6 protein-coding genes are annotated in these 16,968 nt (G+C 73.1%); all 6 read left to right on the top strand.

The window, feature by feature from the left end:
• The first annotated feature begins 269 nt into the window (after nt 1-269).
• The 6 genes from ACWDR4_RS10195 to ACWDR4_RS10170 are packed head-to-tail and all read left to right on the top strand — an operon-like array spanning nt 270 to nt 16,815.
• On the top strand, nt 270-7,595 hold the full coding sequence (locus tag ACWDR4_RS10195; RefSeq protein ID WP_450406372.1) for an SDR family NAD(P)-dependent oxidoreductase: 7,326 nt from the start codon (nt 270-272) through the stop codon (nt 7,593-7,595).
• Between the two features lie 5 nt (nt 7,596-7,600).
• Complete coding sequence (locus tag ACWDR4_RS10190; RefSeq protein WP_450406371.1) at nt 7,601-13,279, top strand: beta-ketoacyl synthase N-terminal-like domain-containing protein; 5,679 nt, start codon at nt 7,601-7,603, stop codon at nt 13,277-13,279.
• A complete protein-coding gene (locus ACWDR4_RS10185; protein WP_450406368.1) occupies nt 13,276-13,596 on the top strand; it encodes an acyl carrier protein in 321 nt (106 codons plus the stop codon). Before ACWDR4_RS10190 ends, ACWDR4_RS10185 begins: the two co-directional genes overlap by 4 nt.
• Before the next feature lie 2 nt (nt 13,597-13,598).
• A complete protein-coding gene (locus tag ACWDR4_RS10180) occupies nt 13,599-14,441 on the top strand; it encodes an alpha/beta fold hydrolase (protein WP_450406366.1) in 843 nt (280 codons plus the stop codon).
• A complete protein-coding gene (locus ACWDR4_RS10175; RefSeq protein ID WP_450406363.1) occupies nt 14,438-15,670 on the top strand; it encodes a glycosyltransferase in 1,233 nt (410 codons plus the stop codon). Before ACWDR4_RS10180 ends, ACWDR4_RS10175 begins: the two co-directional genes overlap by 4 nt.
• Nucleotides 15,667-16,815 (top strand): class I SAM-dependent methyltransferase, encoded by a 1,149-nt coding sequence (locus tag ACWDR4_RS10170; protein WP_450406360.1) that lies wholly within the window; start codon nt 15,667-15,669, stop codon nt 16,813-16,815. The genes ACWDR4_RS10175 and ACWDR4_RS10170 overlap by 4 nt, the downstream gene beginning before the upstream one ends.
• Nucleotides 16,816-16,968 lie beyond the last annotated feature (153 nt).

The following is a 16,968-nucleotide window of genomic DNA, read 5'->3' as shown; positions in this document are numbered from 1 at the left end:
GACCCTGACGTCAAGAGGTGTGACGTCGGGTCTGCGGTGACGTCGTAACCGATTGGAATTGGACGGTTTTTCGGGACTTGGGGTGGCCGGTCGATGCTGGCCGAATGGAATCGGCCGCATACGGATCGTTCCACGCCATGTTGACTGGTGAGTAATGTCGGCGCTAACTTCCCGTTGGATTCCCCCCTGAGTGAAGTGCCCTGAAGTGAAGTGCTTCCGCGCCACACAAAAACCCCACCGTGCAGTTTCACCGAATATTTCGGAGAATCATGACGTCTGCCGTGCGCGCCTCTGAACTGATCATCGGAGTAACCCCCTTCGGCGAACCAGACGCCCGGCTTGCCGCTGCCGTCAGCCGGGCCGGCGCCCTGGGAGTACTTGACCTGGGCCTCGGCGACCGGAGAGCGAGACACGCCCTCGCGCGGATACGACGCCTCGCCGCCCCCGCCCCCGCCCCCGCCCCCGGCTCCGGCTTCCGGTACGGCGTACGGATCGGCCCCCACTGCCGACTCGCGCCGGCCGAACTCGCGGGCGACGGCGGCCCCGACACCGTGATCCTCGCCGCCGATGTCCCGGACGTGCCCTGGAGCGTTGCCGAGGTCGCCGCCCACCACCGCGTCCTCGTGGAGGTCACCGACCTGGCGGAGGCCCTCGCGGCCGTCCGCGCCGGGGCGCACGGGCTGATCGCCCGGGGCAGCGACGGCGGCGGCCGGATCGGCGAGCTGAGCACCTTCGTCCTGCTGCAACGCCTCCTCGCCGACCCCGGCATCGACCTCCCCGTCTGGGCCCGCGGCGGCATCGGCCCCCGTACGGCGGCTGCCGCGGTGGCCGGGGGAGCGGCGGGCGTCGTGCTCGACAGCCAGCTCGCCCTGCTCGCCGAGTCCTCGCTGCCGGAGGCCACGGCCGCCGCGCTGCGCTCGATGGACGGCTCGGAGACCGTCGTCGTGGCCGGTCACCGCGTACTGCACCGGCGCGGCCCCGACGCCCCGCCCGTCCCGGCCGGCGACCCGGCGGCGGTCGCGGCGCTGCTCGGCGCCCAGGACCCGCGCACCCAGCTCCTCCCGGTCGGCCAGGACGGCTTCCTCGCCGCCCGGTTCGCCGACCGCTGGACCGACGCGGGCCGCACGGTCCGCGCCCTCACCGACGCCGTCCACGACGCCGTACGAGGTGACAGTCCCGTCCGCGCGTTGCGCACCGGTTCCCCGATGAGCCGGGCGCTCGGTACCCAACTCCCCATCGCGCAGGGGCCGATGACCCGTGTCAGCGACCAGGCGCGGTTCGCCGCCGCTGTCGCCGGGAGCGGCGCGCTGCCGTTCGTCGCGCTGGCCCTTGCCAGTGGTGAGCAGACCCGGACCATGCTGGCCGAGACCCGGGAGGCCGTCGGCGACGACCTGCCCTGGGGTGTCGGCGTCCTCGGGTTCGCGCCCGAGGAGATGCGCAACGCCCAGCTCGAAGCCGTACGGGAGCTGCGGCCCACGCACGCCATCATCGCGGGCGGCCGGCCCGCCCAGGCCGAGGCGCTGGAGCGGGCCGGGATCGCCACCTTCCTGCACGTGCCGTCGCCGGGGCTGCTGAAGCAGTTCCTGGAGGCGGGGGCCCGCCGGTTCGTGTTCGAGGGGTCCGAGTGCGGCGGGCATGTCGGACCGCGCGGCAGCTTTCCGCTCTGGGAGGCCCAACTCGCCGTCATCGAGGACTGGTTGGCGACAGCCGGGGAGGACGCCGCCGAGCGGGTCGAGGTGTTCTTCGCGGGTGGCGTCCACGACGAGCGGTCGGCCGCGATGGTCGCCGCACTCGCCGCTCCGCTGACCGCGCGCGGTGCGGCCGTCGGCGTACTGATGGGCACCGCCTACCTGTTCACCGAGGAGGCCGTGGCCTGCGGGGCGGTTCAGCCGCTCTTCCAGCAGCAGGTCGTCGAGGCGACCGGTACCGCGCTCCTTGAGACGGCGCCCGGTCATGCCACCCGGTGTGTGCCCAGCCCGTTCAGCGACAACTACCGTGAGTTCGAGGCGGAGTTGAGGGCGAACGGGGTGCCCGAGCGGCAGATCTGGGAGCAGTTGGAGCGGCTCAACGTCGGTCGGCTCCGCATCGCCAGCAAGGGCATCGAGCGGGACGCCGACGGCGAGTTGGCGGCCGTGGACGAGCAACGGCAGCACGCCGAGGGCATGTTCATGGCCGGGGAGGTGGCCGTGCTGCGCTCGGCGACCACGACCGTCGACGCGCTGCACCACTCCGTGGCGGACGGCGCCGCCGACTTCCTCACCGGACAGGCCGCACAGCTGAGGGAGCGGCTCGGGGTGCATCCTCCTGAAGAGGCCGAGGCCCCCGCCCCCCTCGACGTCGCCGTCGTCGGCATGGCCTGCATGTTCCCGGACGCCCCCGACCTCGCCGCCTTCTGGGCCAACGTCCTCGGCGGCCATGATGCGGTGGGTGAGGTGCCTGTCGACCGCTGGGACCCGGCCGTGCACTACTCGGCGGCGGACGGGGACGGTGGCGTCACGCCCTCCAAGTGGGGCGGCTTCCTGCCCCGCATCCCCTTCGACCCGCTGTCGTACGGCATTCCGCCCACCTCGCTCGGCAGCATCGAGCCCGTCCAGCTGCTGGCCCTCGAAGCCGCCCGGCGGGCCCTGGCGCACGCCGGATACGGCGAGCGGGGAAGGGAGTTCGACCGCTCGCGCACCTCGGTCGTCTTCGGCGCGGAGGCGGGCAGCGACCTGTCCAACGCGGGCACGCTGCGAGCCGTACTGCCGTCGTACTACGGCAAGGTGCCGGACGGGCTGGTGGACCAGCTGCCGAAGCTCACCGAGGACTCCTTCCCGGGCATGCTCGCCAACGTCATCTCCGGGCGGATCGCCAACCGGCTCGACCTCGGCGGCGCCAACTACACGGTCGACGCCGCGTGCGCCTCGTCCCTGGCCGCCGTCGACGTGGCCTGCAAGGAACTGGTGGGCGGGACCAGCGACGTCGTGCTGTGCGGCGGCGCCGATCTGCACAACGGCATCAACGACTACGTGCTCTTCTCCTCCGTGCACGCCCTGTCCCCGACCGGGCGGTCGCGCGCCTTCGACAGTTCGGCGGACGGCATCGCGCTGGGGGAGGGCGTCGCGTGTGTCGTGCTGAAGCGGCTGGCCGACGCCGAGCGCGACGGCGACCGGATCTACGGCGTCATCAAGGGAGTGGGGAGTTCCAGCGACGGGCGGTCGCTCGGGCTGACGGCTCCCCGGCCCGAGGGCCAGCGGGCCGCGCTGCAACGGGCGTACCGCAACGCCGGGGTGTCGCCCGCCGAGGTCGGACTGGTCGAGGCGCACGGCACCGGGACCGTGGTCGGGGACCGCACCGAACTCACCATCCTGAGCGAGGTGTTCACCGAGGCCGGGGCCAAGTCCGGGGCAATCGCCCTCGGTTCCGTCAAGTCGCAGATCGGGCACACCAAGTGCGCCGCAGGCCTGGCCGGGCTCATCAAGACCGTCCTCGCCCTGCACACCGGGGTCAAGCCGCCCACCCTGCACGTCAGCAGGCCCAACTCCGCCTGGGAGGAGGGCAGCAGCCCGTTCGCGTTCCATGGCCAGGCGCGGCCCTGGGCCGCGCCGGCGGCGGAACGGGTCGCGGGGCTCAGCGCGTTCGGCTTCGGCGGCACCAACTTCCATGTGGTCCTTGAGGCCTACGCGGACTCCGCTCCGCCCGTGCACGCGCTGGACGCCTGGCCGGCCGAGTTGTTCACGTTCCGGGCGGCCGATCCGGCGGGGGCGCGGCGCGCCATCGAGGACGTGCTGAAGGCGGCCGAGGACGAGCAGTCCTCCTGGCGCCTGCGCGACCTCGCCCTCGCCGCCTCACGCCGCTCCGACGCCCGGCACGAGCCCGTACAGGTGGCGGTCGTGGCGACGGACGGGGAGGGACTCGTCGGCCAGCTGCGGCGGGCGCTGGCGGGGGAGCACGACCCGCGCGCGGGCATCCACCTCGCTGCCCAGGACTCGCAGGAGGCCTCCGGCCAGGTCGCTTTCCTCTTCCCGGGGCAGGGCAGCCAGCGGACCGGGATGCTCGCCGACGTGTTCGTCGCGCTGCCCGAACTCCAGTACTACCTGGAACTCGGCCGCGACCACGCCGACGCCCTCTACCCGCCCACCGCCTTCGACGACACCACCCGCGACCGCCAGCACACCGCCCTCACCGACACCCGGGTCGCCCAGCCCGCCCTGGGCATCGCAGGCCTCGCCGCGCACGCCCTGCTCACCACGGCAGGCGTACGCCCGGACATGGCCGCCGGACACAGCTACGGCGAACTCGTCGCCCTCAGCGCGGCCGGCGCCCTCGACCCGGAGGCCCTCCTCGCCCTGAGCGCGCAGCGCGCGACCGCGATCCTCTCGGCCGCCGACGAGGCCAACGGCGACGACCCGGGCACCATGGCGGCGGTGGCGGCGGGCGCCGAGGAGGTCGCGGCGTCCCTGCGTACCGCCGACGCGCCCGCCTCTGTCGTCGTCGCCAACCACAACTCGCCCAAGCAGACGGTGATTTCGGGCCCGACGGAGGCGGTCGACGAGGCCGTACGGCTGCTGCGCGCGGCCGGACTCGGCGCGAAGCGCATCCCCGTCGCCTGCGCCTTCCACAGCCCGCTGGTCGCCGGGGCCGGAGAACGGTTCGCGACAGCACTGGCCCAACAGACCGTCCACGCACCCGAGTTCACGGTCTGGTCCAACCGCACGGCCACCCCGTACGGCACCGACGCCGAAGCGGTACGTGCCGAACTCGCCGCCCAGATCGGCGCCCCCGTCGGTTTCGTCGCCCAGATCGAGGCCATGTACGAGGCGGGCGCCCGGATCTTCGTCGAGGCCGGGCCCGGTTCCGTACTGACCCGGCTGGTCGGCCAGATCCTCGGCGACCGCCCGCACCGCACGGTCGCCTGCGAACCGCGTCCCGAGAGAGGACTGCGCGGCTGGCTCGACGCGCTGGCCCAACTGGCCGTCGCGGGGCTGCCGGTGCGCACCGGCTGGCTGTTCCACGGGCGCGACGCCGTCGACGCGACCCGGACCAAGGCGCCCAAGCGGCCCGGCTGGACGGTCGACGGCCACCTGGTCCGCACCGCCGCCGGCGACCTCCTCCCCGGTGCCCTCGCACCGGCCCGACGCGTACTGGAGACGACGACAGTGACCGCGAATCACCAGGACGGTGCCCCCGGGGCCGGTGGCAGGGACGCGCTGATCTCCGAGTTCCTGCGCACCAGCCGCGAGATGGTCGCCGCCCAACGGGACGTGCTCCTCACGTACTTCGGTGCGGCACCCGGCCAGTGGATACCCGGCCCGGCGGCTCCGGAGCCCCTGTGGGCGGCCGAGGCACCCCAGGCGATACCCGCCGCCCCCACGTATCCGCCCGCGCTCTACGCCGTACCCGCTCCCGTTCCGGCCCCCGCCGCCGTGGGGTTCTCGGAGGCGGATGTGTTGGGTGTGGTGCTGGAGATCATCAGTGAGCGGACCGGGTATCCGGTGGACATGATCGAGCCGGATCTCGATCTGGAGGCCGATCTCAGTATCGACTCGATCAAGCGGGCTGAGATCGCTGGTGAGTTGGCGCAGCGGCTCGGGGTCGGGGGCGCGGGCGCGGACATCACCTCGCTCGGTGATGCCGAGTTGGAGGATCTGGCCAAGGCCCGTACGGCGGCTGCGGTGACGGCGTGGCTCGCGGCGCGGCTCACCACGACGGCCGTTGCCCCGCCCGCACTTGCTGCCGCTCCTGCTTCTGCCGCCGTGGGGTTCTCGGAGGCGGATGTGTTGGGTGTGGTGCTGGAGATCATCAGTGAGCGCACCGGATACCCCGTGGACATGATCGAGCCCGACCTCGATCTGGAGGCCGATCTCAGCATCGACTCGATCAAGCGGGCCGAGATCGCTGGTGAGTTGGCCCAGCGGCTCGGGGTCGGGGGCGGCGGTGACATCACCTCGCTCGACGACGCCGAGTTGGAGGATCTCGCCAAGGCCCGTACGGCGGCCTCGGTCACCGGATGGCTGGCGGCGCGGCTCGGCGGTCCGGCCGCCGAGGCCGAGGAGCAGGTGGCTCCGCCGCAGCCTCTCCGGCCGGAGGTGGCCGACGTGGCCCCGGAGGTCGTCGGTGAGGCGCCGAAGCGGTTCCAGTTGCGGCCTGTGCTGCTGGAGCAGCAGGACGGTGACGTCGACTTCTCCGCCGTACTGGGCGGCAAGAGGTTCGCGGTTCTCGGTGACGACGACGGGGGTGCGGTGGCCCGTGAGGTCGTGGCCCGGTTGGTCGGGCATGGCGCCGACGCGGTGGTCCTCGGCGCCGACCATCTGCTGACCGAGGCCGACGGGCCGGTCGACGGGGTGCTGTTCCTCGATCCGCTGGCCGTGTCCCGGCCTCCCGTACTGCCCGAGGCGTTCCCCGTGTTCAAGGCGGCCCTGGGGCTCGGCCCCCGCTGGCTGTTCGCGATACGGGTTGCCGGTGAAGGCGGCCCGGACGAGGGCGAGTTGAGGTCGGCCGGGCTGCACGGGCTCTTCCGGACGGTCGCCCGGGAGTACCCGGAGACGGACGCGCGGATCATCGACCTCGGGGCGGGGGAGGCGGATGCCGCTGCCGTCGCCGATGCCCTGCTCGCCGAGCTGTTCGCCTCCGACCGGACCCCGGTCGTCCTGCGAACTGCGGCCGGGCGTCATGGACTTGAGCTGGTCGAGACCCCGCTGGGCGCTCTCGGTAGCACCGGTGCAGGACCCGCCGGGGACGGTGCCGCCGAGGCCGCCGCCGTCGGACTGGACCGCGACAGCGTGGTGCTGCTCGTCGGCGGGGCGCGGGGCATCACCGCGAAGTTCGCCGCCGCGCTGGCCTCCGCCTCCCGCTGCCGGATCGAACTCCTCGGCCGGACCCCCGCACCGGAGGGCCCGGAGGGCGCGGCCACGGCAGCCGCCCGTACCCAGGCCGAACTGCGCGCGGTCCTCGCCGCCCGGGGCGGACTGAAGCCCGCCGAGATCAACCGCGAGGCCGAACTCCTGCTCGCCCAGCGGGAGATCACCGCCACCCTCGACGAACTCACAGCCCTCGGCAGCCCGGCCCGCTACCACTCCGTAGACTTCAGGGAGCAGGACGCGGCACTCCAGGCCGTCAAGGAGATCCACGCCGAACACGGCCGCCTCGACGGGGTCGTCTACGCGGCCGGGGTGATCGAGGACCGGCTCATCGCCGAGAAGACCACCGAGTCCTTCCAGCGCGTGTACGGGACGAAGACCAACGGCGCCGAAACCCTGCTCGCCGCGCTGGAGCAACTCCCCAACAGCCCTTCCTTCGCCGTCCTGTTCGGCAGCATCTCCGCCGTCCTCGGCAACCGGGGGCAGGTCGACTACGCCGCCGCCAACGACGCCCTCCAGAGCCTCGGCGCCGCCTGGGCGGCCCGGAGCGGACAGCGGGCCCTGACCGTGCACTGGGGGCCATGGGCGCCGACCGGCGGCCACACCGGCATGGTGACCCCCGAACTCGGGCGCGAGTACGCCCGGCGCGGGGTCAGGCTCATCGACCCCGAGGAGGGCACGGCCGCGCTGCTCCGTGAACTGGCCTGGGGCGAGGAGTCGGCGGGCGCCGTCGTCTACACCTCGTCGGGCTGGTAACCGACATGACGGATCGTCAAGCACCAGGTGAATCGGTCGGTACGTCGGTCGGTACGTCGACTCCGGTGGCGATCGTGGGCATGTCGGTGCTGCTGCCCGGCGCCGCCGACCTCGACGCCTACTGGCGGAACCTGCTCGCCGGTACGGACGCCATCACCGACGTACCGGACGGGCGTTGGGACACGGACGCCTACTACCGGCCGGACTCCGCCGGTGACCGTGCCGTCGCCGACCAGGTGTACTGCCGGCGTGGCGGGTTCGTGGACGAGCTGGCGGAGGTGGAGGTCACCCGGTTCGGGATCATGCCGAACTCCGTCTCCGGCACCGAACCCGACCAGCTCATCGCCCTCAACGTGGCCGCCGCCGCCCTCGCCGACACACAGCAAGGAGGCGAGGGCAGCGGGGACTTGACCGGCTGGCTGCCCGACCGGCACCGGATCGGCGTGATCCTCGGCCGGGGCGGCTACCTCACCCCCGGCCTCGTCCGGCTCGACCAGCGGGTCCGTACGGCGGGCCAACTCGTCCGCACGCTGGGGGAGTTGCTGCCGGACCTGGATTCCGCCCAACTAGACCGAGTCCGTACGGCGTTCACGGATCGCCTTGGTCCAGACAGTCCCGAGTCGGCGATCGGGCTCGTGCCCAACCTCGCCGCCTCCCGGGTCGCCAACCGGCTCGACCTGCGCGGACCGGCGTACACGGTGGACGCGGCCTGTGCCTCCTCGCTGGTCGCGGTGGACCAGGCGGTGAACGAACTGGCCTCCGGACGCTGCGACCTGATGCTGGCGGGCGGGGTCCACCACTGCCACGACATCACCCTGTGGAGCGTGTTCTCGCAGCTCCGCGCCCTCTCGCCCAGCCAGCGCATCCGCCCCTTCCACCGGGGCGCCGACGGCATCCTGATCGGTGAGGGCACCGGCGTGGTCGTCCTCAAGCGCCTCGCGGACGCCGAGCGCGACGGAGACAGGATCTACGCCGTCATCCGGGGCACCGGCGTGGCCAGCGACGGCCGCGCCGCCGGGCTCGTCAACCCCGACCCCGGCGGCCAGACCCACGCCGTACGCCAGGCCTGGCGGGCCGCCGGACTCGACCCCGCCCAGCCCGGCTCGCTCGGCCTCCTGGAGGCCCACGGCACGGCGACACCCGCCGGAGACGCGGCCGAACTGGCTACGCTGGCCGAGGTGTTCGGGCCGGGGGAGGACGGGGACGGCGGGAGCGCGGGTGGCGGTGGCGGTGGTGTTGGTACGGCGGTGATCGGCTCCGTGAAGTCGATGATCGGGCACACCATGCCCGCCGCCGGGGTCGCGGGCCTGGTCAAGGCCGCCCTCGCCGTCCACCACGGCATGCTCCTGCCCACCCTCCATTGCGACGACCCGAACCCGGCCCTCGCGGCCACCCGTTTCCGCCCGCTGGACAAGGCGGCGCCCTGGGAGACAACGGCCGAGCAGCCCGTACGGCGGGCGGCGGTCAACGCTTTCGGGTTCGGCGGGATCAACGCGCATGTGGTGCTGGAGGAGGCGCCGGGGGCGCGTGCGAGGAGTGCGGCGGCGGCCCCCGGGACGTCGGGACGCGGCTCATCGGTCCTCGTGCCGTCGGCGCCTGTGTCACCGGCTCCCGTGTCATTGGCTTCGGTGTCGCCGGCGCCCGAGCCGTCGGTGACCGTCGTCGAGCCCGAGCGCGTCCTGCTGCTCGCCGCCGAGACCCCCGAGGGCCTCGCCGCCCTCCTGGACGCGGACGACACGGCCGTACTCGCCGCCGGTCTCGACGCCACCCGCACGCATGTAGAGGCCGGGCGTACCAGGCTCGGCATCGTCGACCCGACCGCGAAGCGGCTCACGCTGGCGCGCCGGGCGGTCGCCAAGGGGCGGGCGTGGCACGGGCGTAGCGACGTCTGGTTCCGCCCGGAGCCGCTGCGGGCGGAACAGCCAGGACAGGAGGGGGAGTTGGGAGGCCTGGCCTTCGTCTTCCCGGGCCTGGAGGGCGACTTCGACCCCCGTGTCGACGACATAGCCGCCCACTTCGGCCTGGACGGCGTACTGGCGGCCGGCGACGAACGGGCCGAGGTCGGGGACGTCGGCCGGCACGGGTTCGGGGTCGTCGGGGTCGGGCTGCTGCTCGACCGGGCGCTGCGCCGTATGGGCGTCGTCCCGGACGCGGTGGCCGGGCACAGTGTCGGCGAATGGACGGCGATGACGGCCGCCGGGTTGTACGACGGCGACGAGGTCGGCGCCTTCATGGCGACCTTCGACCCCGACTCCGTGACCGTGCCGGGGCTGGCCTTCGGGGCGATCGGCGCACCCGCCGAACGGGTCCTCACGGCACTCGCCGAGGAGGGCTGGGCGGACGCCGGAATCGTGCTCTCGCACGACAACGCGCCGAACCAGTCGATGGTGTGCGGTCCGGACGCGGCGGTCGAGGAGTTCGTCCGGGCGTTCCGTGCGAGGGGTGTGCTCAGCCAGGTGCTGCCCTTCCAATCCGGCTTCCACACACCGATGTTGGCGCCCTACCTGGCCCCCATCAAGGAGGCCGCGAACCGCTTCCGACTCCACCCCCCGACGGTTCCGGTCTGGTCGGGGACGACGGCGGCGCCCTTCCCGGCGGGCGAATCGGCGGTGCGTGAACTGTTCGTACGGCATCTGCTGGAGCCGGTGCGCTTCCGGCAGCTGGTCGAGGCGATGTACGCGGCCGGACACCGGACCTTCATCCAGGTCGGCACCGGCCAACTCGGCTCCCTGATCGGCGACACGCTGTCCGGGCACGACCACCTGGTCGTGGCCGCCAACTCCCCGCACCGCGACGGTCTCGCGCAACTCCGGCGCGTGGCAACGGCGTTGTGGGTGACGGGGCGGGTGACGGCACCGGCGCTGCCGTCGCCCGCCATGAGCGACGCCGCCGCTCCCCACGTCGCCCTCCACGCCGCCGGTCCCTCCGACCGCTCCACGGAACCGGCCGGCGCCGGAACCCCCGTGCGGAGGGACCGGCCAGCCCGCCCGCCGGTCCGGCTTGACCTGGGCGGCGCCCTCGTCTCCCTCGACGAACAGACGCTCACCGGCCTACGCGCGGAACTGACCCCGGGACGAAGCCTCGCGCGGCCCTCGGTCACCGCCGCGCTGTCGGCCGCCGGTCCGTCGCCGGTCGCGGCCTCGACGCCGGTTCCGGCTCAACGGACGCGTGCCGCAGGGGCATTGGGGGCCACGGAGACGTCCGGTGCTGCTGGCTTCCCGGGCACCGCCGGGCTGACACCGCCGGTGGCCGCCGCCTCGACGCCGGTACCGACTCAACGGACTCGTGCTGCCGCAGGGCCATTGGGCGCTCCGGAAACAGCCGGTGCTGCCGGGCTCCCGGCCACCGCCGGACCGACGTCACCGCTGGACGCGATCGCGGGCCGCTTCCCTGCCGCCGCCGAACTCCGTGCCCTGCTGCGGGAAACGGCGGACACCGCTGCCGAGCTGATCGGCGCAGCCGGTCGCCGTCCGGGTGCCGCTGCGGCCTACACGGACGGCTCCGCCCGGGGCTCGGGCGGGCCCGCCGGGATCCCCGGGGCCGCCGGATTTGTCGGGATCGCCGGGCCTGGCGGGGCCATCGGGCCTGCTGGGATCCCCGCGACCGTGGGCCCTGCTGGGACCGGCGGAATCCCCGCGACTGCTGGGGCCGTCGGCCCTGGCGGGTCTGCCGGGCCTGGCGGGGCCGCCAGGCCTGCTGGGATCCCCCCGACCCCCGGCATCCCCGGGACCCCCGGGATCGCCGGCCCAGCCGGGACCACCGCCCCCACTGCCCCGGCAGGCCCCCCACCCACCGGGCCCTTCCGACAAGCCTTCGCCACGCCAACCGGGCTGTCCGCACCGCCCGCCACCCCCACCCCGGCCGGTGCGCCCCACCCCGCTCAGGGCACCCACACGCCCGCACCTCTGTCCCAGGCCCCGCACTCCCGGTCCGCCGCCCCCGGCGGACGACCGTTCCCCCCGTCCCCGCACCCTCGGTCCGCCACCCCCGGCGGACGACCGCTCCTCCCACCCCCGCCCACCGAGGCTGCCCCACCCTCCTGGCGCACGACAGTCCATGTGTCCCCGGACACCATGCCGTACCTCCTGGACCACTGCTTCTTCCCGCAGCGTCCGGGCTGGCCGGATGTGGCCGACCGTTGGCCGGTGGTCCCGGCGACGACGATCGTGCAGCACATCATGGAAGCGGCGGAGACGGCGGAGCGGACGCGAACCGGGCCCCGGGCCGTAGCAGCCGTCGCCGTTCACAACGCCCGTTTCGATCAGTGGCTCACCGCCACCCCGCCGCTCGACGTGGACGTGACCGTCACCCCCGTCCCCGGAACCCCCACCCACCACGCCGTCTCCTTCGGCCCCCGGGCCCGAGCCACGGTCGAACTCGCCCCCGCCTACCCGAACCCCGCGACCCACCCCACCCCCTGGCCCGTCGCCCCCTCCACCGAACGCGCCCCCGACCACACCGCCGCCCAGCTCTACTCCGAGCGCTGGATGTTCCACGGCCCGGCGTTCCAGGGGGTCACCGAGCTGACCGCGATGGGGGAGGCGCATGTGCGGGGAGTCATCACCACCCCGCCCGCGCCCGGGTCCCTGCTCGACAACGTCGGGCAGATCCTCGGGTACTGGATCATGGCGACACGCACCGCGCGGACGGTCGTGTTCCCGGTGGGCATGAGGGAGATGCGGTTCTACGGGCCCCACCCCACCCCCGGCACCGACGTCGACTGCTTCGTACGGATCACCTCGCTCACCGACACCGTCCTCGAAGCCGACGTTCAACTCACCGTCGGCGGGCGGGTCTGGGCCGTACTCAGCGGCTGGCAGGACCGGCGCTTCGACAACGACCCGCAGACCAGGCCCGTCGAACGCTTCCCTGAGCGCAACACCCTCTCCGAGGCCCGCCCGGGCAGCTGGGTACTGCTCCACGAACGCTGGCCCGACCTCGCTTCCCGCGACCTCATCATGCGCAACTCTCTTGGTGGGGAGGAGCGTTCGCTGTACGAGCGGCACGCGCCGCGCGGGCGCCGGCAGTGGCTGCTCGGCCGGATCGCGGCCAAGGACGCCGTCCGGCGGTGGCTCTGGGAGCGGGAGGGAGAAGGGGACGTGTTCCCGGCCGAGATCCGGGTGCACAACGACCCGAACGGGCGGCCGTACGTCACCGGGCTGCACGGCCGGACCCTGCCCCCGCTGGACATCTCGCTCGCCCATTGCGGTGAGGCGGGCGTGGCGATCGTACGACCGCGCCGGACCGATTCCGCCCCCGGCACCGGCACCAGCGCCCGCACCGGACCCGGCATCGACATCGAGGAAGTCGTCGAACGGGACGCCTCCACCCTGGCCACCGCCCTCTCCCCGGCCGAACTCGCCCTGCTCCGGGCCCAGTCGACCACCACCGGCGAGTGCGAGGCGCTCTGGTTCACCCGTTTCTGGGCCGCCAAGGAAGCGGTCGCGAAGGCGGAGGGCACCGGATTCGGGGGCAGGCCGAGGGACTTCGCCGTACGGGAGGTACCGGCCGCCGACAGGTTGCTGGTCTCCGGGCGGCTCGCGCCCGCCTACACCGTGCACCACGAGCGGACCGGCAACCCTCCCGGACTGCCGGAGAGGGAGTACGTCGTGGCCTGGACGACCGGATCAGCCACAGCGGAAGCAGTGGAAGCAGCGGAAGAGGAAAGGGAGTTGGAGCTATGAGCCTCAACGGGCAGAAAATCGGGACCGTTGACGAGGAGGCGGTGCTCGCCGACATCGCGGGCATGCTCGCGACCCTCCTCGACGAGTACGGCCTCGACGACGTCGAGATCCGCATGGACACCACCTTCAACCGTGACCTGGAGCTGGAGAGCATCGACCTGGTGACCCTGGCCGGGCTGCTGGAGGAGAAGTACGGCAACCAGGTCAACTTCGCCGAGTTCCTGGCCGGGATGGAGTTCGACGAGATCATCGAACTCACCGTCGGCCGGCTCGTCGAGCACGTCGTCGCCAGCCTCAAAGCGGCGGAGGCGGGCTGACCATGGCGATCGTCGACATCGGGGGCGGTCTGCGCCTGCACGCCCAGCGCATCGGGCCGCGCGGCGAACGGCCCGTCACGGCCACCGCCGTACTCGTGCACGGCCTGCTCACCGACAGCCTGGCCAGCTACTACTTCACCGTGGCACCGGCGTTCGCCGCCTCCGGCATCGACGTCGTCATGTACGACCTGCGCGGCCACGGCCGTTCCACCCGCCCCGCCACCGGCTACACCCTCGACGACAACATCGACGACCTGGAGGCCCTCCTCGACCACCTTGAGGTGACCGGCCCGGTCCATCTCGTCGGCAACTCCTACGGCGGGACAGTCGCGTTCGGCTACGCGGCCCGCCATCCCGAGCGCGCCGCCAGTGTCTCCCTCATCGAGTCGGAACCGGCAACTGCCGCCTGGGCGGGCAAACTCGACGGCATCCTCGGCCGGGTCATGCACGAACTCGCCCACAACGAGGCCGACGCCATCGCCTGGATCACCGCCAACCGCAGCCAGAACACCGCCCGGTTGGCCAAGGGCGCCGCCCGGCTGGCCCGCGAGACGACCCTCGCCCAGGACATCCCGGCCAGCCGCGTCCTGACCGAGGCCGAGATAAGTTCCGTACGCTGCCCGGTACTTGGCCTGTACGGGGGTGACTCCGACCTCGCCGAGCACGCGCCCTGGCTGGAGGCCCTGCTGCCCGACTGCCGGACCGTCGTCGTACCGGGGCACGAACACTCGGTGCTCGTCGAGGCGTCGGGAACCGTGGGCGGGCACATCCTGTCGCTCATCCACAGCGCCTCCGTCGCTCCCGTTCCGGTTCCGGTTCAGCTGGCGGGGGCGGACGCGCGGTGAGCCGTTCCAGTTCCAGGTTCCTGTTTGTCGTGCCGCCGCTCGTCGGGCACATCAACCCGGCTGTCGGAGTGGCCGCCGAACTCGCCGCGCGTGGGCACGAGTCGGCCTGGGCGTGTGCCGATCCGGGGCTGGTGCGCAGGCTCGCCGGAGCGGACGCCACCGTCTTCCCGTGCGCCGGGCCCGTCCCCGGCTCCGGTGACGGCGTACGGCCGCCGGACCTGCGGGGGCCCGAGGCGCTGAAGTTCCTCTGGGAACGCTTCCTCGCCCCGCTCGCCGAGGAGATGGCCCCCGGAGTCGCCGCCGCCGTAAGGGAGTTCGGGCCGGACGTCGTCGTCGCCGACCAACAGGCCCTGGCCGGAGGCCTCGTCGCCGAGCGCCTGGGCCTGCCCTGGGCCACCTCGGCCACCACCTCCGCCGAGTTCACCGACGTACTCTCCGGCATGCCCAAGGTCGAGGAGTGGCTGAACGAGCTGCTCGACGGGCTCCGGGACCGGGTCGGCAATCCCGCCGACAGCGCCGATCCACGGTTCTCCCCGCACCTCGTACTCGCCTTCAGCACACCGGAGTTCGTCGGCCCTGAGGCCCGGACCGGGGACCAGATCCGCTACGTCGGCCCGTCCGTCGCCGACCGGCCCGCCCCGCCCGGCTTCCCCTGGGACTGGCTCGACCCCGCCCGCCCGACCGTCCTCGTCACCCTCGGCACCGCCAACACAGACGTCGGCGCACGGTTCCTGAGTGAGTGTCAGGCCGCCGCACGTGAGCGGGCGGACCGGACGCAGACGGTGATCGTCGACCCGGCAGGCGCGATCCACAGTGCCGAGGAGGACAAGGGGGAGGACAGGGGGGAGGACAAGGGCGTGCTGATCGTGCCCTCCGTCCCCCAACTCCCGCTTCTCGAACGGGTCGACGCCGTCGTCTGCCATGCCGGGCACAACACCGTGTGCGAGGCGCTCTGGCACGGGGTGCCGCTCGTAGTCGCGCCCATCCGGGACGACCAGCCCGTGGTCGCCGGGCAGGTCGTGGCGGCCGGGGCGGGCATCCGGGTGCGGTTCGGGCGGGTCACCGCGCCGAAACTGGGCGCCGCGATCGACGCCGTACTGCACGAGCCCGGCTACCGCTTCGCGGCGGGCCGGATCCGTACCGCGTTCCGGGCCGCCGGGGGTGCCTCCGCGGCGGCAACTCATCTTGAGCAACTCGCCATTGATGCGCACGCCAAGGAGACGGTATGAGCGACGACGAGCACGGGGCCAACGGGGGCAACGTCGGTAACGGGGGCAACGGGGGCAACGGGGCAAACGAGGCCGAAGCACCGGCCGCGCCGAACCGTACCGAGCAGGTCGCCGCCCTCCGGCCCACCTACCAGGCCGACCTGGCCTTCGGGCTCGACCGGTTCTTCGAACCCCCGCGCACCAGTTGCCCCTGGTGCGGATCGGCCCGCCTGGAGACGCGCGTCCGGACCACCGACCTGCTCCAGCACAAGCCCGGACGGTTCGTGCTCGACCGCTGCCAGGACTGCCGGCACACCTTCCAGAACCCCCGACTCAGCGCCGCCGGGCTGGAGTTCTACTACCGCGACTTCTACGACGGACTCGGCGAGAAGCAGCTCGGCAACACCTTCGCGGGCCGCACGAAGATGTACGAGCAGCGGGCCCGGTCCCTGCTCCCCTTCGACGACGCGCCGAAGACCTGGCTCGACGTCGGCACCGGCCACGGCCACTTCTGCGAGGCCGCCCGGAGTGTCCACACCGGCACCACCTTCGACGGGCTCGACTTCACCGACGGCGCCGAACTCGCCGAGCGGGCGGGGCGGGTCGAGCGCGGCTACCGGGGGAGCTTCACCGAGCTGGCCCCCGAACTCGCCGCCCGTTACGACGTCGTCAGCATGTTCCACTACCTGGAGCACAGCACCGAGCCCCCACTCGAACTGGAGGCCGCGCGGCAGGCCGTACGCCCCGGCGGTCACCTCGTGATCGAGGTTCCGGACCCGGACAGCCGGTACGCCCGCCTCCTCGGCCGCTGGTGGCTGCCCTGGCTCCAGCCCCAGCATCTGCACTTCGTGCCCGTGGACAATCTCCGCCGACGTCTCACCGACCTCGGCTTCACCGTCGTCCTGGAACAGCACGCCGAGCCGCACGACCCCGTCGACCTGCTCGCCGCGATCTGGCTGGCCCTCGACAACGCCGCCCCGCGCGACAACCTCCCGTGGATCCCGCACCCCCCGAACGGCTGGCGCCGCACACTGCGCGGACTCCTGCTGCTGGCCGGCGTCCCGGCCCTGATCCTGGCCACCCTGCTGGACCGCTTCGCCGTCCGCCCCCTCTCCCACCGCCTCGGCGTCTCCAACGCATACCGCCTGGTGGCCCGCCGGGACTGAGAACGGCGTACGCCATGACACCGGGCGCGTCACTATCCCTGGGTGGGTCACCATCCCTGGGTGGGGCGAAGCACCCCGGCGGGTCACCGCCCCGGGGTGGGTGAGAACGCCCCGGCGGGTCACTGCACCGGGGTGGGCCATGGCACCTGGGTG

The sequence above is a fragment of the Streptomyces sp. NPDC000878 genome, from assembly GCF_053599695.1.
Note: the sequence above shows the minus strand (reverse complement) of the source record. Positions and strands in the feature narration are given on the sequence as shown.